Origin of the sequence: Arthrobacter jiangjiafuii (assembly GCF_018622995.1) — a bacterium.
Classification (GTDB): Bacteria; Actinomycetota; Actinomycetes; order Actinomycetales; family Micrococcaceae; genus Arthrobacter_B; species Arthrobacter_B jiangjiafuii.
In genome coordinates, this window is sequence record NZ_CP076022.1 from 3,194,339 (window position 1) to 3,214,539 (window position 20,201).

At 66.8% G+C, this 20,201-nt stretch carries 19 protein-coding genes; 11 read left to right on the top strand and 8 right to left on the bottom strand.

Annotated features, from left to right (window positions below):
- Window positions 1-57: 57 nt before the first annotated feature.
- Together clpB and KKR91_RS14975 are read right to left on the bottom strand one after the other, a co-directional pair.
- Window positions 58-2,688 (bottom strand): ATP-dependent chaperone ClpB, encoded by a 2,631-nt coding sequence (clpB, locus tag KKR91_RS14970; RefSeq protein ID WP_210227628.1) that lies wholly within the window; start codon window positions 2,686-2,688, stop codon window positions 58-60.
- A 169-nt stretch (window positions 2,689-2,857) separates the two neighbouring features.
- On the bottom strand, window positions 2,858-3,463 hold the full coding sequence (locus tag KKR91_RS14975; protein WP_210227626.1) for an SRPBCC domain-containing protein: 606 nt from the start codon (window positions 3,461-3,463) through the stop codon (window positions 2,858-2,860).
- Between the two features lie 191 nt (window positions 3,464-3,654).
- Between KKR91_RS14975 and KKR91_RS14980 the strand changes: the two genes are divergently transcribed.
- Window positions 3,655-5,622, top strand: coding sequence for a penicillin-binding transpeptidase domain-containing protein (locus tag KKR91_RS14980; RefSeq protein WP_210227624.1), 1,968 nt, complete (start codon window positions 3,655-3,657; stop codon window positions 5,620-5,622).
- 3 nt (window positions 5,623-5,625) lie between these two features.
- Here the strand turns inward: KKR91_RS14980 and KKR91_RS14985 are convergent, their stop codons facing one another.
- Window positions 5,626-6,078 carry a YccF domain-containing protein gene (locus KKR91_RS14985; protein ID WP_210227622.1) on the bottom strand — a complete coding sequence of 151 codons (453 nt, stop codon included), beginning with the start codon at window positions 6,076-6,078 and terminating at the stop codon, window positions 5,626-5,628.
- Window positions 6,079-6,168: 90 nt separating this feature from the next.
- Here KKR91_RS14985 and KKR91_RS14990 point away from each other — a divergent pair, with 90 nt between their 5' ends.
- Both KKR91_RS14990 and KKR91_RS14995 read left to right on the top strand, forming a co-directional pair.
- On the top strand, window positions 6,169-6,654 hold the full coding sequence (locus KKR91_RS14990) for a pyridoxamine 5'-phosphate oxidase family protein (protein WP_237687401.1): 486 nt from the start codon (window positions 6,169-6,171) through the stop codon (window positions 6,652-6,654).
- A gap of 6 nt (window positions 6,655-6,660) precedes the next feature.
- Window positions 6,661-7,221: a HutD/Ves family protein gene (locus KKR91_RS14995; RefSeq protein WP_210227621.1), complete on the top strand. Its 561-nt coding sequence runs from the start codon at window positions 6,661-6,663 to the stop codon at window positions 7,219-7,221.
- Between the two features lie 97 nt (window positions 7,222-7,318).
- Here the strand turns inward: KKR91_RS14995 and KKR91_RS15000 are convergent, their stop codons facing one another.
- The gene (locus KKR91_RS15000; RefSeq protein ID WP_210227620.1) at window positions 7,319-8,944 is read right to left on the bottom strand and encodes a DEAD/DEAH box helicase; all 1,626 of its coding nucleotides are present in this window, start codon (window positions 8,942-8,944) and stop codon (window positions 7,319-7,321) included.
- A gap of 336 nt (window positions 8,945-9,280) precedes the next feature.
- On the opposite strand from KKR91_RS15000, the gene trmB reads away from it, so the two are divergent.
- The 6 genes from trmB to KKR91_RS15030 all read left to right on the top strand — a co-directional run bounded on the left by trmB (window position 9,281) and on the right by KKR91_RS15030 (window position 14,293).
- A complete protein-coding gene (trmB, locus tag KKR91_RS15005; protein WP_210227619.1) occupies window positions 9,281-10,174 on the top strand; it encodes a tRNA (guanosine(46)-N7)-methyltransferase TrmB in 894 nt (297 codons plus the stop codon).
- Window positions 10,175-10,180: 6 nt separating this feature from the next.
- Complete coding sequence (locus KKR91_RS15010) at window positions 10,181-11,203, top strand: NYN domain-containing protein (RefSeq protein WP_210227618.1); 1,023 nt, start codon at window positions 10,181-10,183, stop codon at window positions 11,201-11,203.
- Between the two features lie 3 nt (window positions 11,204-11,206).
- A complete protein-coding gene (locus KKR91_RS15015) occupies window positions 11,207-11,836 on the top strand; it encodes a class I SAM-dependent methyltransferase (protein ID WP_210227617.1) in 630 nt (209 codons plus the stop codon).
- A gap of 113 nt (window positions 11,837-11,949) precedes the next feature.
- Window positions 11,950-12,573: a dihydrofolate reductase family protein gene (locus tag KKR91_RS15020; RefSeq protein ID WP_210227616.1), complete on the top strand. Its 624-nt coding sequence runs from the start codon at window positions 11,950-11,952 to the stop codon at window positions 12,571-12,573.
- A 29-nt stretch (window positions 12,574-12,602) separates the two neighbouring features.
- Complete coding sequence (locus KKR91_RS15025; protein WP_237687402.1) at window positions 12,603-13,502, top strand: ABC transporter ATP-binding protein; 900 nt, start codon at window positions 12,603-12,605, stop codon at window positions 13,500-13,502.
- Window positions 13,499-14,293 (top strand): ABC transporter permease, encoded by a 795-nt coding sequence (locus tag KKR91_RS15030; protein ID WP_210227614.1) that lies wholly within the window; start codon window positions 13,499-13,501, stop codon window positions 14,291-14,293. Before KKR91_RS15025 ends, KKR91_RS15030 begins: the two co-directional genes overlap by 4 nt.
- 34 nt (window positions 14,294-14,327) lie before the next feature.
- On the opposite strand, the gene KKR91_RS15035 is transcribed toward KKR91_RS15030, so the two are convergent.
- From KKR91_RS15035 to dnaK, 4 genes are all read right to left on the bottom strand, one after another.
- Window positions 14,328-14,840: a heat shock protein transcriptional repressor HspR gene (locus KKR91_RS15035; RefSeq protein WP_210227612.1), complete on the bottom strand. Its 513-nt coding sequence runs from the start codon at window positions 14,838-14,840 to the stop codon at window positions 14,328-14,330.
- 87 nt (window positions 14,841-14,927) lie between these two features.
- A complete protein-coding gene (locus tag KKR91_RS15040; protein ID WP_210227609.1) occupies window positions 14,928-15,923 on the bottom strand; it encodes a DnaJ C-terminal domain-containing protein in 996 nt (331 codons plus the stop codon).
- 120 nt (window positions 15,924-16,043) lie between these two features.
- Window positions 16,044-16,700, bottom strand: coding sequence for a nucleotide exchange factor GrpE (locus KKR91_RS15045; RefSeq protein WP_210227607.1), 657 nt, complete (start codon window positions 16,698-16,700; stop codon window positions 16,044-16,046).
- Between the two features lie 2 nt (window positions 16,701-16,702).
- The gene (dnaK, locus tag KKR91_RS15050) at window positions 16,703-18,583 is read right to left on the bottom strand and encodes a molecular chaperone DnaK (RefSeq protein ID WP_210227606.1); all 1,881 of its coding nucleotides are present in this window, start codon (window positions 18,581-18,583) and stop codon (window positions 16,703-16,705) included.
- 209 nt (window positions 18,584-18,792) lie between these two features.
- Here dnaK and KKR91_RS15055 point away from each other — a divergent pair, with 209 nt between their 5' ends.
- Together KKR91_RS15055 and KKR91_RS15060 are read left to right on the top strand one after the other, a co-directional pair.
- Window positions 18,793-19,260 carry a hypothetical protein gene (locus tag KKR91_RS15055; RefSeq protein WP_210227605.1) on the top strand — a complete coding sequence of 156 codons (468 nt, stop codon included), beginning with the start codon at window positions 18,793-18,795 and terminating at the stop codon, window positions 19,258-19,260.
- Window positions 19,261-19,341: 81 nt separating this feature from the next.
- Window positions 19,342-20,145 carry a methyltransferase domain-containing protein gene (locus KKR91_RS15060; protein WP_210227602.1) on the top strand — a complete coding sequence of 268 codons (804 nt, stop codon included), beginning with the start codon at window positions 19,342-19,344 and terminating at the stop codon, window positions 20,143-20,145.
- Window positions 20,146-20,201 lie beyond the last annotated feature (56 nt).

Here is a 20,201-nt window from a genome sequence, read left to right on the forward strand (position 1 = left end):
CAGGCCGGCGCTGCCGTCGGCCCGCTGCCCAGGGGTCCCGTTAGCCCAGGGGTCCCGTTAGACGGCTTCCACCGACAGTCCCACCGGCTCGGCCACCAGCTCCTGGCCCTCGACGGCCACGTCTGCCGCCGGGCGGTCCACGAGCACCGTGTCGCCGTCGGTGATCTTGCCGGCCAGGATGCCCCGGGCCAGCTTGTCGCCGATCTCGCGCTGCACCAGCCGGCGCAGCGGCCGGGCCCCGTACGCCGGGTCGTATCCGGTCAGGGCCAGCCATTCCCGGGCGGCGTCGGTGACGTCCAAAACCAGCCGCCGCTCGCGCAGGCGGTTGGCCAGGGCCTGGACCTGGATGTCCACGATCCGGGACAGGTCATCCAGGCTCAGCGGATCGAAGAGGATGACGTCGTCGAGCCGGTTCAGGAACTCCGGCTTGAAGTTTGCGTTGACCAGGCCCATGACGGATTCCCGCTTCTGGTCCTCGGTCAGCCCCGGATCCACGAGGAACTGCGAACCGATGTTGGACGTCAGGATCAGGATCACGTTGCGGAAGTCCACCGTGCGGCCCTGGCCGTCGGTGAGGCGGCCGTCGTCGAGCACCTGCAGCAGGATGTCGAAGACCTCGGGGTGGGCCTTCTCAACCTCGTCGAGCAGGATCACCGAGTATGGCCGGCGGCGGACGGCTTCGGTCAGCTGGCCGCCCTCCTCGTAGCCCACGTAGCCGGGAGGCGCTCCGACCAGCCGGGAAACCGCGTGCTTCTCGGAGTATTCACTCATGTCGATGCGGACCATGGCGCGCTCGTCGTCGAACAGGAACTCGGCCAGCGCCTTGGCCAGCTCGGTCTTGCCCACACCGGTGGGCCCGAGGAAGAGGAACGAGCCGGTGGGCCGGTCCGGGTCGCTGACCCCGGCGCGGGAGCGGCGGACCGCATCCGAAACCGCGTTGACGGCCTTGGTCTGTCCGATCAGCCGGGAGCCAAGGTTTTCCTCCATGTCCAGGAGCTTCTGCGATTCGCCCTGGAGCATCCGGCCGGCCGGGACTCCCGTCCAGGCCGACACCACTTCGGCAATGTCGTCGGCCGTGACCTCCTCCGACACCATCAGCTCGTGGGCCTCCTCCCCGAAGGTGTTCTCCTCTGCTTGCTGGGCGGCCTCCAACTCCTTCTGCAGCGAGGGGATTTCGCCGTACAGGATGCGGGAGGCTTCCCCGAGATCGCCGTCGCGCTGGAATTTCTCCGCCTCGGAGCGCAGCTCGTCGATCTGCGCCTTGAGGTCCCCGACCCGGTTCAGGCCGGCCTTTTCAGCTTCCCAGCGGGCGTTGAGCGCGGCCAGCTGCTCCTTCTTGTTGGCCATATCCTCACGCAGCGTTTCCAGCCGTTCCACCGATCCTGAATCGGTTTCGTTGGCCAGCGCCAGTTCTTCCATGGTGAGGCGGTCCACGGCTCGGCGGAGTTCGTCGATTTCCTCCGGTGCGGAGTCAATTTCCATGCGCAGCCTGGAGGCTGCCTCATCCACCAGGTCAATGGCCTTGTCCGGCAGCTGACGGCCGGTGATGTAGCGGTTCGAGAGTGTGGCCGCGGCAACCAGGGCGGAGTCGGCGATAGCCACCTTGTGGTGCGCCTCGTAGCGTTCCTTGAGGCCGCGCAGGATGCCGATGGTGTCCGGCACACTGGGCTCGCCGACGTAGACCTGCTGGAACCGCCGTTCCAGGGCGGCATCTTTCTCCACGTTCTCGCGGTATTCATCCAGTGTGGTGGCGCCGATCAGGCGCAGCTCGCCGCGGGCCAGCATGGGCTTGAGCATGTTTCCGGCGTCCATCGATCCTTCTGCCGCACCGGCACCAACGACGGTGTGCAGCTCATCGATGAACGTGACGATCTGCCCCTCGGCGTTCTTGATCTCCTCCAGGACCGCCTTGAACCGTTCCTCAAACTCGCCGCGGTACTTGGCCCCGGCCACCATGGAGCCCAGATCCAGCGAGAGCAGCGTCTTGCCGCTGAGGCTCTCCGGTACGTCGCCGGCGACGATGCGCTGGGCCAGACCCTCGACGACGGCGGTCTTGCCTACGCCTGGCTCGCCGATCAGGACCGGGTTGTTCTTGGTCCGCCGGCTCAGCACCTGAATGACACGGCGGATCTCCGCGTCCCGCCCGATCACCGGATCCAGCTTGCCGCTCCGGGCCATTTCTGTGAGGTCGGTGCTGAACTTCTCCAGCGCCTGGAAGGTGTTTTCCGGATCGGCGGTAGTCACTTTTCGGTCTCCTCGTACGGATGGAAGGGCTGACCGCAGGGCATCGTGCCCGGCGCCGTTATCCCGCAGGGCCTTGCCTGCGGCGCCGCTGTCCAGGGACAGCCCCAGGAGCAGGTGTTCGGTGGAGACAAACGCATCACCGAGCTGCTCAGCCTCCTGCTGGGCAGCTGAAATCACCTGCAGCATCGACCGGGAAAACTGCGGCTGGGCCACGGAGGACCCGGAGGACGAGGGAAGGGCATGGATGGCGTTGCTGGCGGCAGCACTGACGGTGTCAGCGTTTGCGCCGGCAGCTTTGAGCACGGCGACGGCCACACCCTGCCGCTGGTCCATCAGGGCCTTCAGCAGGTGTGGAGGCTCGATCTGCGGGTTGCCGGCCGTGGTGGCGTTCATCGCGGCGGCCTGCAAGGCCTCTTGGCTCTTATTGGTGAATTTGGTATCCACTACGTGCTCCTATCAAGCTCAAACCGGTTCCCAGCTCCCGGCAGGAATGGAAGAAGCAGCCATCACCCCACCGGACGCAACAAAGTTGAGTCTAATTCGCTCAACTTGGCTTGTAAAGTTATCCACAGGGTTCCGGCGGCGTGCCGGTGCAGATAAAAGGAACAGGTGCCTAGGCGGGCCCGGGAGCCGGTTCGTGCTCGAGCTCCCAATCAGCCTTGGCCTTCTCCCATTCCATATGACGGGCTTCGTACAGGTCGCGTTGTTCGCCTTCCAGCGAGATCCAGCCGATGATGCCGTGAGGCTCTTCCGGTGGCCTGCCGTCGAGGTATGCGGTCAGGTTGTCGAGGAAAAACTCCCACCCCGGCCCGGCCGCCCACTCCCCCGAATTCGCGTCGACCAGGACAAACCCGCGGACCGAGGCGTATTTAAGGTCGATGTGGGTGCAGGAATCATCCGCGCTCAGGTGCACCTCCAACTCGCCCGAGTGCCCGCCCGGCCGGGTGACCGACACGGTCAGCAGCCGCGGCGGGTCGCAGCGCAGGATCTCCCCGCGGGTGCCATCCGGAAGTTCGTACCAGCCGCCTCGGCGCAGGTCGCCCTCGGGCCGGCCGACATACCTCTCCAGCAGATCGGGATCCGAGACAGCGGCCCAGGCCGCCCCAATGGGATGGGGGATTCTCCGGGAAAGGGCCATCATCAGTGCGTGCCCCGCCTGGATTTGGCGGCGGCCAAAGGTGCGTTCCGTAGGCCCCGCCGCAGAGTCCGAATCAAACATGTTTCCACTCCTCCGTAGAACAACCGGTCACGGTTCCGGGTCCTCCAGCGGCCGCCGACGCCAGCCTTGCCGCCTGCGGGGATCAACGGAAGTTGTTGTGGCCTGGGCCACCTATGGGCCGTTTTCCCAAAACCGTAGCAGGGAAAACAAGCGGTGCACAGGGCCTGGCAATGGGGCGGTACTCTGTGCGGATGGGGAAAAACAGCAAGCTGATGTCCGTTGTAACTGTCTCTGCCCTGGCACTCGCGCTGGTGTCCTGTTCCGGGGAAAAACCGTCGCCACAGGACGCCGCGGCGTCGCTTGCCGAGGGGCTGGCCCGGCTGGACGTGTCGGCGTCGGCCTTCACCGCGGGCACTGCCTCCGACGCCAACACGGAGCTGGAACGGATCATGGAGGGCATGGGCGCCCTGCGCCCGGACGTGAGCGTGGCCGGCGTCGAGACTGATCAGGAAGACGACGCCACCGCAACCGCCCGGCTCGCCTATGCCTGGGACCTCAACGGCGACTCGGCGGCTGATTGGACGTATGAAACCAAGGCGCCGATGCAGCGCGCCGAGGACGACACCTGGCTGGTGGAGTTCTCGCCCGCCCTCGTGCTGGAAACCCTGGTTCCCGGTGAGCGCCTGACCCACAGCACTATCCAGCCTCCGCGCGCCGGCATCCTTGACCGGACCGGGCAGCCGATGGTGCAGCCACGTCCGGTCCTGCGCATCGGTATCGATAAGGCGAACCTCCCTGAGGGACAGGCCGCCGCGTCCGCAGCCGCCATGGCCCAAATGGTGGGCCTGGACCCGGCGGCCTACACCGCCCAGGTCGAGGCCTCGGGCCCCGAAGCGTTTGTGGAAGCAATCATCCAGCGCGCCGAGGCCGACGGCCCGGCTACGGATGAGGGCATAGCCGCCATCCCCGGCGCCGCTGCCCTGGCCGATACCCGGGATCTGGCCCCCACCCGGACCTTCGCCCGCGCCCTCCTCGGTAATGTCGGCGAAGCCACCGCCGAAGTGATCGAAAGTTCCGAGGGCCGGCTCTCCCCCGGCGACCAGACCGGGCTCTCCGGCCTACAGCAGCAGTACGACCAGCAGCTCAGCGGGGCACCCTCAGTCACCGTAAACGCCGCCCGGGAAGACGGCCTGTTCCGGCATGTCTTCACCTCTGCGCCGCAGGAGGGAACCCCGTTGCGGACCACCCTTGATCCCCGCCTGCAGGCACTGGCGGAGACCGTCCTCGAAGAGGAGCCCTCGGCCTCGGCCATCGTCGCCATCCAGCCGTCCACCGGCGAAATCCTGACCGTGGCCAACGGCCCCGGCAGCGAAGGCCAGCAGACCGCGCTGCTCGGGCAGTACCCGCCGGGCTCCACCTTCAAGATCGCCGCCTCCCTGGCCCTGCTCCGGCAGGGAAGCACGCCCGACGCCGCGGTCCAGTGCCCGGCCGAGGTCACCGTGGACGGCCGGAAATTCAGCAATGTGCCAGGCTACCCGGCCGCTGCCACCGGCACCGTCCCGCTGCGGACCGCCTTCGCCAATTCCTGCAACACCGCCTTCATCAATGCCCGCGATACCGTCTCCCAGCAGGACCTCGCGGCTGCCGCCGCAGACCTGGGGATCGGCGTCGACGCCCCCATGGGTGTGCCCGGCTACTTCGGTTCTGTTCCCGAAAGCGCCGACGGCACGGCTCACGCAGCGTCCATGATCGGCCAGGGGGAAGTGCTGGTTTCGCCGCTGGCCCTGGCCGTTGCCGCAGCGTCTGTGGGCAAGGGTGAACGCGTCACACCGTTCCTGGTGCCCGGGGCTGCTGCGGCCGGGGAAACTCCCGCGTCGGGCACGGCGTTGGCTTCGCCATCCGCGACCGCCGGATCACCGGCCCCCGGTGCACCTGCCGCCGGCTCCATCACCGCTGCAGAGGCGGCCTCGCTGCGCGACATGATGCGCGCCGTGGTGGCCGACGGCGGCGCGGCCATGCTGCTCGATGTTCCAGGTGAACCGGTGCTGGCCAAGACCGGCACCGCTGAGTTTGGCAGCGAGACTCCGCCCCGGACCCATGCCTGGGTGGTGGCGCTGCAGGGCGACCTGACCGTCGCCGTCTTTGTGTCCGAAGGCGAGCTTGGTTCCACTTCCGGCGGGCCGTTGATGAAGGCGTTCCTGGCCGGCGCAGCCGGCTGAGTGCTAGCGCCCGTATCCGGGAGCGCCGTAGGCAGTTGCCCCGTTCGGGGAGTAGGCACGGTACGGGGTGATCCCGGCCCTACCTGTTGGCACGATGACCTTGCCCAGCGGCATCAGCGAAATCGGCACCATTTTCAGGTTCGCGATGCCCAGCGGAATGCCGATGATGCTCAGGAACATGGGAATGGCCGTCATGACATGTCCGACGGCGATCCACACTCCGGCGACCACCAGCCAGATCACGTTTCCCACTGTGGAGAAAACGCCGGGTGCACCGCCGCGGTCCACCACTGTCCGGCCGAAGGGCCAGAAGGCATAGGCGGCAATCCGGAATGAGGCGATGCCGAACGGAATGGTCACGATCAGCAGGCAGCAGATAATGCCTGCGGCGAGGTATCCGAGCGCCAGCCAGATACCGCCAAAAAGGAGCCAGATGATGTTCAGGATGAGATTCATCGTTCCATTGTGGTGCAGTAGCGGCTGCGGCACTACGGCCCAGCCTTCCTTTCTTGCCCTCCGGCGCCGCGCTGCAACTAGACTGATCCCATGCTGCCAATCAAAGATGATGCCGGAATGCCCGCCGAAAAGCCCGTTGAACTGACCGCCAACCAGTGCTGGGACTATATCCGCAAGGCGGAGATCGGACGGCTCGCCGTGGTGGCCGATCAGCACCCCGAGATTTTCCCCATTAACTTTGTGGTGGACCGCGGATCAGTGGTGTTCCGCACCGCCGAAGGAACCAAGCTCGCTGCAGCCCTCGAGGGTGCAGCCGTGGCGTTCGAGGTGGACGGGTACGACGAGCGGCTCGGCCAGGCGTGGAGCGTGGTGCTCAAGGGCAGCGCCGTCCAGCTGGAGAGCATCGAGGACATCCTCGCGTCCGAAGAGCTGCCGCTGTTTCCGTGGCAGAGCGGCCAGAAGAACCACTTCGTGCGGATCGACCCGGTGCAGACCAGCGGACGCAGCTTCATGGTCAACAGTGCAGCCCGCCGCCACTACCTGCGCGGCACGCGCCCGCTGCCCTCGGTCGAGTAGGACAGCGTGAGCAGTACAGACAAAGACGCCCCGGTCATCAGGTTCGCGGACCTGCCGTCGGTTCCGTGGGGCCGGAACAACGGACGGGTCAAGGAACTGGCCGCCGGAGACCAATGGCGGCTCAGTATCGCTGCGGTCGAAAAACCCGGTGCGTTCACGCCGTTCCCCGGCAAGGACCGGGTTACGGTACCGGTTGAGGGTGAGCTTCTGGTGCTGACCGTCGACGGCGTCGAACACGGAATGGAGCGGTTCCGGCCCTTCCGGTATTCCGGCGACTCCCTGGCCGAGGCAGCCCTGCCAACCGGGCCTGTAACCGTGCTGAACACGGTGGTGGACCGGACCACCACTGGCGCCTCCGTGATGGTCGCCGAACTCTCGAAGAAGAATCCGCAGACCCTCGGGGACGGCCAGTTCCTGGTCCTTCTGCACGGATCGGCCACTGTCACTGCGCCCGACGGTTCAGCTGCAGCCCTGAACCCGTTGGACACGGTAGCGGGAGATGCCGGGCGTCCGGCTGTGCTGGGGCGCGGTTTTGCCGCCGTCGTCTCCTTCTTTGACCTGGACTGACCCCGTAGCTGGCCGTCGACAAAACCACAAAAAGGCGCCTGCCTCCCCACGGGGGGAAGCAGGCGCCTTCAATGTTTAGCGCTGAGCGTTTTAGCGCTTAGCGTGCGCGGCGTTCGTTCGAAGCCGGAGCAGTGGCGCGGCGGGGACCGGCGCCGCGGGCGGGACGGCCTGCACCGGACGGTGCCTGGCTGCGGCCACCCGCTGCGGGACGGCCGCCGCCGGCGGGAGCCACGTCAGAGGCGCGCTGGCCCGTGGCCGGACGGCGGTTGCGGCCGGAAGCCGTGGACGCAGCAGCTGCGCCCCGGCGTCCGTCCTGCGAACGTGCAGCACGGGGTGCATCGGGCGTGAAGTCGTTGCGGTCACGCTCGCTGCGCTCCGGACGGTCGGCCGACACGCGTCCGCGTCCGCCTGCTCCGCCGCGGCCACCGGCACGGGGTGCGGTGGTGGAGCGGGCGGCGCGCTTGCGCTGGGCATTGGCGCCGGTGGACCGGCCGCCGCCCTGCTGAGGAGACTTGGACGCGAGCTGGGCGGCGCGCACATGCGGCTCCACAGCAGCGGCGCGGTCGCCGATCAGCTTGGCGATGGACGGAGAATTGTGCGAAACCTTCTCGATTGAAACGTCCACGCCGGCAGCCTTCATCAGCTTGGAAACTTCGCTCTTCTGCTCCGGAAGGGTCAGCGTGACAACGGTTCCGCTGGAACCGGCACGGGCCGTACGGCCGGAACGGTGCAGGTATGCCTTGTGCTCCGTGGGCGGATCGATGTGGACAACCAGCTCAACGTCGTCCACGTGCACGCCGCGGGCGGCGACGTCGGTGGCAACGAGGACGCGGACGTCGCCGGAGGAGAACTCCGCCAGGTTCCGGTCGCGGGCGTTCTGCGAGAGGTTACCGTGCAGGTCAACGGTGGGGATGCCGCTGTCCGTCAGGAACTTGGCCATCTTCCGTGCGTGGTGCTTGGTGCGCATGAACATGATGCGGCGGCCCTGGCCCGAGGCCAGTTCCTTGACGAGCAGCTTCTTTGCCGTCTGGTCCTGGACCAGCAGCACGTGGTGCTCCATGGTGGACACCGCTGCCTGCGGCTCATCCACCGAATGCGTCAGGGGGTTGGACAGGTAGCGGCGGACAAGCTTGTCCACGCCGTTGTCCAGTGTTGCGGAGAACAGCATGCGCTGTCCCTTTTCGGGAGTGCGGTCCAGCAGGCGCTGCACTACCGGGAGGAACCCGAGATCAGCCATGTGGTCGGCTTCATCGAGCACAGTGATTTCAATGGATTCCAGGCTGATGACCTTCTGCTTCATGAGGTCTTCAAGCCGGCCGGGGCAGGCAATAACAATGTCAACGCCGGCCTTGAGGGCCTTTTCCTGGCGCTGCTGCGAAACACCGCCATAGATAACGGTGGTGGTCAGGCCCATTTCCTTGGCGAGCGGCTCAATCACGTTGTTGATCTGCGTGGCGAGCTCGCGGGTCGGTGCAAGCACCAGGCCCAGCGGGCGGTTGGGCTTGCGGCGGTAGGCGGCTTCCGCTTCGGCCAGCCGGGCGACCAGCGGCAGTGAGAAAGCGAGGGTCTTGCCCGAGCCGGTGCGGCCCCGGCCCAGTACATCGCGGCCCTTGAGGGTATCGGGAAGGGTTTCAACCTGAATCGGGAATGCTTCGTCAATTCCGGAAGCGGAGAGGGATGAAACGAGGACCTTGGGTACACCAAGGGCAGCAAAAGTAGTCATTTAAAGACAGGCAACTTTCGGTAAACGGCCCCCAAAACCGTATGGCGACGGGGGTTCGCCGAAGAAAAGTCAGACAGTGTCCAGGGCTTGGCCGGATAAGGGCCAGCGGGACAAAAGAAAGCGTTCATCGACGCAGGTTGTGCTGCTTACACACGCGGCTTTGAGGCGCGGCAGACACAACAACTTCGTCCAGTTTACCGGTTTACCCCCAGTTTCCTAATCGGCGGCCGGCACCCGGCCCGGGACGGCCCCGCCGGGCCGGGTTCACGGGCCGGGTTCACGGGCCCGTGGAGGCCTGCAATCCGGGTCCGGCGGCAGCCGATAGCATTAACAGTGATGACTACTGAACCAGCCCTGCCCGACGCCGGCTCCCTGAACTCCCCCGAACCTGATCCGGGGCCAGGGACGGCCTCGGCCACCCAGGAGACCGTGGAGACTGCGCACTTCCGGTCGCCGGTCTCGTTTGTCCGCCGCGGCTCCCGCCTGCAGGGCCGCCGCCAGCAGGCCTGGGACGAGCTCGCAGAGCGCTTCGTCATTGACGTTCCGCGCGCAGAGGCCGATACCTCGGTGGATCCGGACTACGTGTTCGACGCCGCTGCCGAGTTTGGCCGCACGGCTCCCCTGGTCGTGGAAATCGGCTCGGGTCTTGGCGAAGCTGTCACGCACGCTGCGGAGCTGAACCCGGACACTAACTACCTCGCCGTCGAGGTGTACCTGCCCGGACTCGCCCAGACCCTGCAGCGCATCGGGCAGAAGGAACTGACCAACGTCCGCGTCGTGCAGGCCAATGCCCCCGAAGTACTGACCACCATGCTGCCCGCCGGCTCTGTGGACGAGGTCTGGGTCTTCTTCCCCGACCCGTGGCACAAGACCCGCCACCACAAGCGCCGCATGGTCAAGGACGAGTTCGCTGAACTGGTGGCCCGCGTGCTGGTGCCCGGCGGCATCTGGCGCCTGGCCACCGACTGGTCGGACTACGCGGTGCAGATGCGCGAGGTCCTGGACGCCTCCGCCCGGTTCGTGAACCTGCACGACGGCGAGCGCGCCGGCGATGACTCCCCGCTGACCCGGGTGAACCGGGAGGGGCTGGAAAATAAGGCTCCGATCAACGACGTCGACACCCGCGGCGGCTGGGCACCGCGCTTCGAGGGCCGCACCCTGACCAGCTTCGAGAACAAGGCCCACCAAGCCGGCCGCCTCATCTTCGATCTCACCTACCGCAAGGCCTGATTTCCCATGACTGAACCCAACGATGCCCGCGTCGGCCTCTACATCGACTTCGACAACATTGTCATCTCGCGCTACCAGCAGCTGCACGGCCGCAATGCCTTCCAGCGCGACGGCATCCGCAATTTCGACCGGTTGAACCGCGACGCCGATCCCGAGGTCGCCGCCCGGCTCACCGCAGCCACCGTTGATTTCAACGCCATCATCGACTTCGCCGCCTCCTTTGGAACACTGGTCGTCAACCGCGCCTACGCCGACTGGTCGGTGCCGGTCAACGCCAGCTACCAGCGCCAGCTGATGTCGCGTGCCGTGGACCTCACCCAGCTGTTCACCACGACCACCCGGGGAACGAAGAACGGGGCGGATATCCGCCTGGCCGTCGACGTGGTCGAAGACCTCTTCCGGCTGCCGGACCTCACCCACGTCATCATCGTGGCCGGGGACTCCGACTACATTGCCCTGGCGCAGAAGTCGAAGCGGCTCGGCCGCTTCGTGGTGGGCATCGGTGTTGCAGGCTCGACCAGCACCTCGCTCGCAGCAGCGTGCGACGAGTTCGAGGACTACGACTCGCTGCCCGGGATCGACACCGCCGTCGCGGCGGCCGCAGCGGCTGACCGCCCCCGATCCGGCCGGAAGGCACCGGAACCGGTAGAGGTCGAAGCGCAGCCCGAGCCGGCCTCCGGCAAGGCCCGCCAGCTCACCACCGTCCCCATGTTCTCGCACACCGCTGACACCGCGTTCGACGAGCCGGAGCCCGCGGAGGACATCGACCCGCAGACCCTGGCCACGGAACTGCTTATGCGCGCACTGCAGATCGGCCATGCCAAGGGCGACGCCGACGAGTGGCTCAACACGGGCACCATCAAGAACCAGATGCGCCGGATGGACCCCTCCTTTAACGAGAAGCCGCTCGGCTTCCGGTCCTTCACCGATTTCCTTTCCTCGCACAGCGATCTGGTCGAACTGGACGAGGACGGCCCGCAGCGCCTCATCCGCCTGCGGCCGGAGGCAAAGGCCGACGGCCGGCGCTGAATCATGGAACATACAACACCCGGACAGGACGCATCCGGCATCGACTGGGATCAGCGCTACGCCGAAATGGACAAGCTGTGGAGCGGGCAGCCCAATGGCGCGCTGGTTCACGAGGTCAGCGGCCTGGTGCCCGGGCGGGTGCTGGACGTCGGCTGCGGGGAAGGCGCCGACGCGCTGTGGTTGGCCGAACAGGGCTGGGATGTCACGGCACTGGACGTGTCAAGGGTGGCCCTGGACCGTGCCGTCCGGGAGGCCGATCGCCGCGGGCTGAAGGTGGCGTGGCTGCACGCCGGCCTGGTCGAGGCGGCGCTCCCGGAGGCCTCCTTCGACCTGGTGTCGGCGCAGTACCCCGCTCTGCCTGCCACGGCGGACAAGGCTGCCGAGCGTGCGCTGCTGGGCGCCGTCGCACCCGGCGGTGTGCTGCTCATCGTGCACCACCTCCCGCCCACCCCTGAGGAAGCCCGGGCACGCGGCTTTGATCCTGCCGACTACGTCAGCGTGGCGGATGTGGCCGCCCTGCTCGATGACAACTGGGAGATCGAGGTGGATGAGATCCGACCCCGGCACGTAACCACCGGAGCCGGCGCCCATCACACCGAGGATGTCGTGGTGCGGGCCCGCCGCCTGCGCTGAGGCGGCCCCGGGCTTGGGGCTGCGAGCACCGGGCAACCGGCGCCGGAAGCCTTGACAGGCCCGAGGGCCGGTAGCCAGCATGGAGCCAATCGCCCGGCGAAAAGGAGCGCTCCATGCCCGGCCGTATCTGCATTGATCTTTTCATTACGCTCGACGGCGTCGCCCAGGCCCCCGGTGGACCCGGGGAAGACCCCGACGGCGGCTTCAGGTTTGGCGGCTGGCAGGCCCCCCTGTTGGATGAGGCCGCCGGAGCGCAGGTCGACGAGGGCATTCAGGCCATGGACGCCCTGCTGCTGGGACGGCGGACCTACGACATTTTTGCCGCCTACTGGCCGTATCAGCTCGACTCTGAGGACGCCGGTATTGCCCGCAAGTTCGACGCCATTCCGAAGTATGTGGCATCCCGGGGCGCCCCGGACCTTGGCTGGCGCGGCTCCCATCTGTTGGGCGCCGACCTTGCGGCGGAGCTGCAGGCCCTGCGCGGGCGGCATCAGGAAATCCACGTGATCGGCAGCATCGACTTTGCCCGCACGCTCTTCGCAGAGGGCCTGTTCGACCAGTTGAACCTGTGGGTGCATCCGATCGTGGTGGGGCCGGGCAAGCGGCTCTTCCCCGACGACGGACCACCTGCGGCACTGGAGCTGGTCTCCGCAGAGCCGGCCACGGAAATGGGCACCGTTCTCCTTCGTTACCGCCCGACCGGTGCCGTTCCGGCAACGGGAGACATGGCGTCCTGACTGTGCCCGTCCTGGCAGCAACACGGTCGGTGACCAAAAGCTACGCCGGCAAACCCGCCCTTAACCCGGTCACCCTGGACATCCGGGCCGGCGAAGCCCTCGGCCTGCTCGGTCCGAACGGCGCCGGAAAATCCACCCTGCTCAACCTGCTGTGCGGGCTCCGCACCCCCGATTCCGGAACAGTGGAATTATTTGGCCGCAGTCCGCGTGACCCGTTGGCCAGGCGGCAGCTCGGAACCACCCCGCAGGCGACGTCGCTGCCGCCCACCCTGCGGGTCCGCGAGACCGTGGACTTCGTCGCCGCGCACTACGCCGAGCCCGTTCCGACCCCCGAGCTGCTGGCGGACTTCGGACTCTCGGACATCGCCGCCAAACAGTGCGGCGGGCTCTCCGGCGGGCAGCAGCGCCGGCTCATGGTGGCACTGGCACTGGTGGGAAACCCGCGGCTGGTCATCCTCGACGAGCCCACCACGGGGCTCGATGTCCAGGCGCGCGAGAATCTGTGGGAACGGCTCGGCGAATACCGCAGGGCGGGCGGCACGCTGCTCATCACCAGCCACTACCTCGAGGAAATCCAGACCCTGTCAGGGCGGGTCGTGGTGCTGAACAACGGGTCCGTCGTCGCCGACGGCACGGTGGATGAAATCCGCAGCCATGTATCGGTCAGCAAGGTCTCGTTCCACACCACGCTGCCGCCGTCGGCCTTCGCCTCGCTGCCCGAAAGCGCGGGCGTCGCCACCGGTCCGGACAATGCCGTGACCGTGTTGAGCCGGGATGCCGACGAAACTGTGCGCCGGCTGGTCCGCGACAATTTTCCCTTTTCCCGCTTGGAGGTCCACACCGCGAGCCTGGAGGAAGCCTTCCTGGCACTGACCCACCGCCAGACCCCGGTTCCGGAAGCCGCACACGCCCGAGAGGAACAGCCATGACGGTCCCGGCCGCAGTACCATCCCAAACCTCCCTGGTCCGCGCCCATACCAAGGCCCAGATCCTGGAACAGCTGCGGATTCCCATCTCGGTGATTTCCTCCACGGTGTTCCCCACCCTGGCACTGGTGTTTTTCGTGCTGCCGCAGGAGGCCCTCACCTCAAATCCCGTAGCCTCGCTGATCGCGGTTGCCCAGCTGGCGCTGTTCGGGGTGATGAGCTCGTTCCTGTTCAACTACGGCATCGGCGTGGCCGAGGAACGGGCAAACCCGTGGAACAGCTACGTGCGCACGCTGCCCGTGGGCGCGTTGCCTCCCACTGCGGCCCGGGCGCTGACGGCGATGATGTTCGCATTCTTCGCCCTGGTTCCGGTGGTGCTGGTGGGCCTGTTCACAACAGCAGCGGGCGGGGCCTTCACCACCGGCCTGGTGGCCTGGTGGCGGATACCGGCGGCGGTGCTCGTGTGGCTGCTCTGCGGGCTGCCGTTCCTGTTCCTGGGCCTGCTGATCGGCTACCTGTGCACGCCCAAGGTTGCCATTGCCGTGACCCAGGTGGTGTTCTTTCCGCTGGCGTTTGCGGGCGGCCTGATGCTGCCGCCGGATCTGTTCAGTCCGGGGCTGAATACGTTCTCGCTGTTCCTGCCCACGCGGGCTGCCCGTGATATTTCGGTGGCTGTTTTCTCCGGCCAGCCCCTCGGTGCGGCTGCGCTGCCGTGTCTGCTGGCCTGGATGCTGGTCTTGGGATCGCTGGCTGTGTGGGCCAACCGCAGGGACCAGGGGCGCCGGTTCCGCTAGGCGGAGGAAAGGCCAGGCAGGGGCCGGGAAAAAATCAGATGGACTGGATGTAACCGTCGCCGGCATACTCGCTGGCGTCTTGTTTGCCGGCCGGCAGGGCGCGGAGCCTGCTGCGGCGCTGCACCAGCGAAGCCAGGCTGAGCTGGCCGGCGACCGGCCGCGATGCCGGTGGCCGCTGCCCGCGGGTCAGGGTGACGACGTCGCCGGCCAGGCCCGCGGCGAACACGCGGCTGCGGTCGGGGGTGCGCTGCTGGATCGAATCCAGCTCGGCGCTCAGTTCATGGATGCGGCCCTGAAGGCGGGAAACCTGGTTTTCCAGCTGCATGATGCGTTTGATGCCTTCGAGCGAAACACCCTCCTGGGAGAGCCGCTGGACCTCGCGGAGCATGTCGATGTCGTGCTGCGAGTAGCGCCGCGACCTGCCGGGCGCGCGGCTGGGGCAGACGATGCCGAGCCGGTCATACTGCCGGAGTGTCTGTGGATGCATGTCAGCCAGCTCAGCGGCAACGGAGATCACAAAGATAGGCGCGTTGACGTCGATGCCCATTGTTCCTCCTCTTACTGCTGTTGACGTAGTAACCATAGCCCGGTTCCGCCCCGGGTTGGCGTGGGGCGGAACCGTGTTTGGATCGGGCTAGAGCCGGGCTTTGGCGGCCAGTCCGGCCCGGGGGTCCTCGCCCTTCGTGGCGTCAGCGAAAGCCTCGACTGCCGCCTTGGCGTCCTTGTTCAGATGTGAGGGAACCGCGACGTCGATGGTGACCAGCAGGTCGCCCTTGCCCTTGGAGGTCTGCACGCCCCTGCCCTTGACCCTCAGCGTCCGGCCTGACGGCGTCCCGGCAGGTACCTTGAGCCGCACCTTGTCGGCGGTCAGCGTGGGCACCTCGATGGTGGCGCCCAGCGCGGCCTCCGGGAAGCTCACCGGAACGCGGATGCGGATGTTGTTCTCGTCCCGGACGAAGAAGTCGTGCGGAGTCACATGCACGGTGACCATCAGGTCCCCGTTGCCGGCGGCCCCCGGGGCGCCCTTGCCGCGGACCCGGATCTTCTGGCCGTCTTTGACGCCGGCGGGAACGCGGACCTCGACCACTTCGCCGCTGGGTTCACGCAGCCCGATCACGGTGCCGTTGATGGACCCGGCGAAGGAGATGGTGGTGCTGGCGGTCCGGTCCGCACCCTTCTGGGGCGGGGCCGAGCCGAAACCGCCGCCAAAGCCGCCACCGCCGAACAGGTCGGCGAACTCCGGCGGAATGTTGCCGCCGCCGGTGCCGTAACTGGTGCGCCGTCCGGGCCGTGCGCCTGCGCCCTGGCCGAACAGCCCGCCGAAGAGATCCTCAAAACCGGCGCCGCCGCCGGGGCCTGCGCCGCCGGGACCGCCGGCGGAGAAACGCGCACCGCTGCCCATGGCGCGGATGGCATCGTACTGCTGGCGCTCGTCGGCGTCGGAGAGCACGGAGTACGCCTCGGAGAGGTCTTTGAACATCCGCTCCGCTGAGGGATCACTCTGGTTCTGGTCCGGATGGTACTTGCGCGCCAGCTTCCGATACGCCTTCTTGATATCGGCTTCCGACGCGTCCTTGGGGACACCCAGAATCTTGTAGAAATCCTTATCGACCCAATCCTGACTAGCCAATTGGCGTCCCCTTCCTCATTTTACCGCTCCTGCCCGCAACCCGCGGATTACGGACCGGACGTGCACTGCTGGAAAAAGAGTGTCCGGGGCCGCCGTTTGACGGTCCCGGACACCCGCTGGCTACTGCTCCGGAACGGAGACGATAACCTGTGCCGCCCGCAGCACCCTGTCGTTGGACTTGTAGCCCGCCCGCAGGATCTGCGTCACTGTATCGAACTGGACATCCGGGCTCTGCTGCTGGATCAGGGCCTCATGGATGTTGGGATCGAAGGCGACCCCCACCTCGTCAATCCGGGCGAGTCCGTACTGCTTCAGCGTGTTTTCCAGCTTGTTGGCAATGGACGCAAACGGTCCATCTGCCAGGTCGCCGTGCTGGCGCGCTGCGTCGATGTCGTCCAGGACGGGCATCACGGAGTTCAGCACTCCGATGACTGCCATTTCCCGGGCGACGTCGCGGTCCCGCTCCACCCGCTTGCGGTAGTTGACGTACTCCGCCTGCAGGCGCAGCAGGTCATTGCGCAGCTCGGCTGCCTCGGGTGACCCCGCTGCCTGCGGCTGCGGTGCTCCGGCGCTGTTGAGGATTTCCTCGGCCTGGGCGAGGGCATCGCCGTCGGCTCCGGTGTTGGCGCTGGAAGCGTCCGCAGTCTCAGGCTCCGGGGTGCCCGCTGCCGCGGAGCCGGATGCCGGCATGTCGCCGGATTCCGCCGGCTGCGTGCCGGCGGCATCCTGTTCCTCGGGGTTGGGCGTCTCGTTGGGGCTCTCGTTACCGGCAGCCATGACTACTTCTTGTCTTCGTCGTCAACAACCTCGGCGTCGACGATGTCTTCGTCGCCTGCTGCGGAGGAGCTGTCGGATGCGCCGTCTGCCGCACCGGCACCACCGGCGGCACCTGCAGCGCCTTCAGACTGGGCCTGGGCGTAGATGGCTTCGCCCAGCTTGGTCTGCGAGGTCTGCAGCTTCTCGAACGCGGACTTCACTTCGTCGTCGTTCTCGGTGCCTTCGAGCGCCTTCTTCAGCGCGTCGACATCGCCCTTGACCTCGGTCTTGACGTCTTCGGGCAGCTTGTCGTCATTGTCCGTGAGGAGCTTGTCCACGGAGTAGGCCAGCTGCTCGGCGGAGTTGCGGACATCGGCTGCCTCGCGGCGCTTCTTGTCCTCCGCGGCGTGCTCTTCGGCTTCGCGAACCATGCGGTCGATGTCTTCCTTGGAGAGCGAGGAACCACCGGTGATCGTCATGGACTGCTCGGCGCCGGTGCCCTTGTCCTTGGCGGACACATGCACGATGCCGTTGGCGTCGATGTCGAAGGTGACCTCAACCTGAGGGACGCCGCGCGGAGCCGGAGCGATGCCGGTCAGCTCGAACGTGCCCAGCGGCTTGTTGTCGCGGGTGAACTCGCGCTCACCCTGGAAGACCTGGATGGCGACGGACGGCTGGTTGTCATCGGCCGTGGTGAAGGTTTCGCTGCGCTTGGTCGGGATGGCCGTGTTGCGCTCGATCAGCTTGGTCATCACTCCACCCTTGGTTTCGATGCCCAGGGACAGCGGGGTGACGTCGATCAGCAGGACGTCCTTGCGCTCGCCCTTCAGGACACCGGCCTGCAGTGCGGCGCCGACGGCGACGACCTCATCCGGGTTGACGCCCTTGTTCGGCTCCTGGCCGCCGGCCAGTTCCTTCACCAGTTCGGTGACGGCAGGCATGCGGGTGGAACCACCGACGAGGATGATGTGGTCGATGTCGGAAACCTTGATGCCGGCCTCGGAGATGACGTCCTTGAACGGCTTCTTGGTGCGGTCCAGCAGGTCCTTGGTCAGGTCCTGGAACTTGGCACGGGAAAGGTGCTCGTCCAGGTGCACCGGACCGTCGGCGGTAACCGAGAGGTACTGCAGCGAGATGTTGGTGGAGGTCGCGGAGGAGAGTTCCTTCTTGGCCTGCTCGGCAGCTTCCTTCAGGCGCTGCAGGGCAATCTTGTCCTTGGACAGGTCTGCACCCTTGGCCTTGGCCTGGCCCAGCAGGTAATCCACGACGCGCTGGTCCCAGTCGTCGCCGCCGAGGCGGTTGTCACCGGCGGTGGCGCGCACCTGGATGGTGGAGAAGTCGTCCTCGTCCTTGCCGACTTCGAGCAGGGAAACGTCGAACGTTCCGCCGCCGAGGTCGAAGACCAGGATGAGCTCGTCTTCCTTGCCCTTGTCCAGGCCGTAGGCCAGTGCGGCAGCCGTGGGCTCGTTGACGATACGCAGCACGTTCAGGCCCGCGATCTCGCCGGCTTCCTTGGTGGCCTGGCGCTCGGCGTCGTTGAAGTACGCGGGAACGGTGATCACGGCGTCCGTGACCTTCTCACCCAGGTACGACTCGGCGTCGGACTTCAGCTTCTGCAGGATGCGGGCGGAGATTTCCTGGGCGGTGTAGTTCTTGCCGTCAATGTCCACCTTCCAGTCGGTGCCCATGTGGCGCTTCACGGAGGAGATGGTGCGGTCAATGTTGTTCACGGCCTGGCGCTTGGCGATTTCGCCGACCAGGATTTCACCGGACTTCGCGAAAGCGACTACCGACGGCGTGGTGCGGCCGCCTTCTGCGTTGGCGATAACGGTGGGCTCGCCGCCTTCGAGGACGGAGACAACCGAGTTGGTGGTTCCAAGGTCAATACCTACTGCACGTGACATGTTGCTTCTCTCTTTCCGTGGAAAACCGCGGCCCGAAGAGGAATATGTTCTGGATCTATAACCCATGCACTGCCCCCGGGACGCGTCTTGAGCGTTCTGCACTCAACTCTACTCAGGAGCAGTTCATTGTCAAACAAAGTTGAGCCGAGGAGACTCAACTCGGTCAAATGGGAGCCCGGCCCTTGACGGCCCGGACCTATACTGGCGCCATGGGAACGCGAAGGAGGACCGCTCTTTGGGCTGCGGCGGCGGCAGCCTGCTGGCCGCTGGTCTCCTGCTCCAACGCCTGCCCGGCGATCGGCTGGATCAACAGCGTGAGCATCGAGGTGGAAGGCGATGCCGGTGCCGTGCAGCGCCTGGAGCTGTGCGCCGACGGATCCTGTTCCACCCGGACGGCGGATGCAAAGTCCGGTTTTACTCCGGTGGACCCGCCCTTCCCCTCGGCCTCCGCCGCGGATCCTTCCAGCGACGCCGGTGTCGACGCCGGCGCAGCCGACGCGGATACCTGGGAGTTCTTCCTCGATATGGGTGCACCCGATTCCGTCACGGTGCGGGCCTGGGCTGCGTCCGGAGAGATTCTGGCGGAGCAGGACTTCCCCCTGGACTGGAAGCGGGTGGGCGGCTCCGAACGCTGCGGAGGGCCGGTGTCCACCCCGCCGCTTCGCCTGCGGATCTAGGCGCCGCTCGCCTGCGCGTCCGGAACCGACACACGGCGAAAACTCCGGGCGCCGGGAACCACTGCCGCGTATCCTCCCCCTATGTGCCCCGAACAGTATTCGCACGGCCACCACGAAAGCGTGGTGGCCGCCCATGCCACCCGGACAGCCGCCGATTCCGCGGCCTATCTGCTGCCCTACCTCGAGTCCGGCATGAACGTGCTGGACGTGGGCTGCGGGCCGGGCAGCATCACGGCTGACTTCGCGAACCTCGTGGACCCCGGCATGGTGACCGGAGTGGACCCGTCGGAGGACGTGGTGGCCCAGGCACGCCGGACCGCCGCGGCCCGGGGCCTGACGAACATCGAATTCGCGGCAGGCAACGTGTATGACCTCGACTATCCCGACGGAACGTTCGACGTCGTGCACGCGCACCAGGTGCTGCAGCATCTGGCCGACCCGGTGGCAGCCCTGCGTGAAATGCGCCGGGTCACGCGGCCCGGCGGGATCGTGGCGGTGCGCGACGCCGATTTCCACGGCATGAGTTGGTATCCGGAGCTCCCCGAACTTACCGAGTGGATGGATACCTACCAGCTCATCGCCCGCGGCAATGCCGCAGAACCCGACGCCGGACGGCGGCTCACGGCATGGATCCTTGAGGCCGGTTTCACCGAGTTTGAGCCCTCCGCGTCGAGCTGGCTCTATGCCACGCCGGAGCGCCGGGACTGGTTCGGCGGCGGCTGGGCGGACCGGGTGCTGCACTCGGCCTTCGCCGGGCAGGCGCTGGAACGTGAGCTGACCGACCAGGCCGGATTGGAACGGATAGCCGGCGGCTGGCGGCGCTGGGCACAGGCCCCGGATGGCTGGTTCCTGATGCCCTCGGGCGAGGTGCTTGCCTGGGCCTAGGCCACCGGCAAGCCGCGCACCCGGCCGCAGCACCGGCCGTCCCGGCCCGCCAGTCG

Bases quoted from the DNA above. Each gene is read 5' to 3' on its own strand.
- KKR91_RS14975 (WP_210227626.1), bottom strand. From the start codon at position 3,463: ATGTTTGATTCGGACTCTGCGGCGGGGCCTACGGAACGCACCTTTGGC.
- KKR91_RS14980 (WP_210227624.1), top strand. From the start codon at position 3,655: ATGGGGAAAAACAGCAAGCTGATGTCCGTTGTAACTGTCTCTGCCCTG.
- KKR91_RS14985 (WP_210227622.1), bottom strand. From the start codon at position 6,078: ATGAATCTCATCCTGAACATCATCTGGCTCCTTTTTGGCGGTATCTGG.
- KKR91_RS14990 (WP_237687401.1), top strand. From the start codon at position 6,169: ATGCTGCCAATCAAAGATGATGCCGGAATGCCCGCCGAAAAGCCCGTT.
- KKR91_RS15000 (WP_210227620.1), bottom strand. From the start codon at position 8,944: ATGACTACTTTTGCTGCCCTTGGTGTACCCAAGGTCCTCGTTTCATCC.
- trmB (WP_210227619.1), top strand. From the start codon at position 9,281: ATGACTACTGAACCAGCCCTGCCCGACGCCGGCTCCCTGAACTCCCCC.
- KKR91_RS15010 (WP_210227618.1), top strand. From the start codon at position 10,181: ATGACTGAACCCAACGATGCCCGCGTCGGCCTCTACATCGACTTCGAC.
- KKR91_RS15015 (WP_210227617.1), top strand. From the start codon at position 11,207: ATGGAACATACAACACCCGGACAGGACGCATCCGGCATCGACTGGGAT.
- KKR91_RS15020 (WP_210227616.1), top strand. From the start codon at position 11,950: ATGCCCGGCCGTATCTGCATTGATCTTTTCATTACGCTCGACGGCGTC.
- KKR91_RS15030 (WP_210227614.1), top strand. From the start codon at position 13,499: ATGACGGTCCCGGCCGCAGTACCATCCCAAACCTCCCTGGTCCGCGCC.
- KKR91_RS15035 (WP_210227612.1), bottom strand. From the start codon at position 14,840: ATGGGCATCGACGTCAACGCGCCTATCTTTGTGATCTCCGTTGCCGCT.
- KKR91_RS15045 (WP_210227607.1), bottom strand. From the start codon at position 16,700: ATGGCTGCCGGTAACGAGAGCCCCAACGAGACGCCCAACCCCGAGGAA.
- dnaK (WP_210227606.1), bottom strand. From the start codon at position 18,583: ATGTCACGTGCAGTAGGTATTGACCTTGGAACCACCAACTCGGTTGTC.
- KKR91_RS15055 (WP_210227605.1), top strand. From the start codon at position 18,793: ATGGGAACGCGAAGGAGGACCGCTCTTTGGGCTGCGGCGGCGGCAGCC.
- KKR91_RS15060 (WP_210227602.1), top strand. From the start codon at position 19,342: ATGTGCCCCGAACAGTATTCGCACGGCCACCACGAAAGCGTGGTGGCC.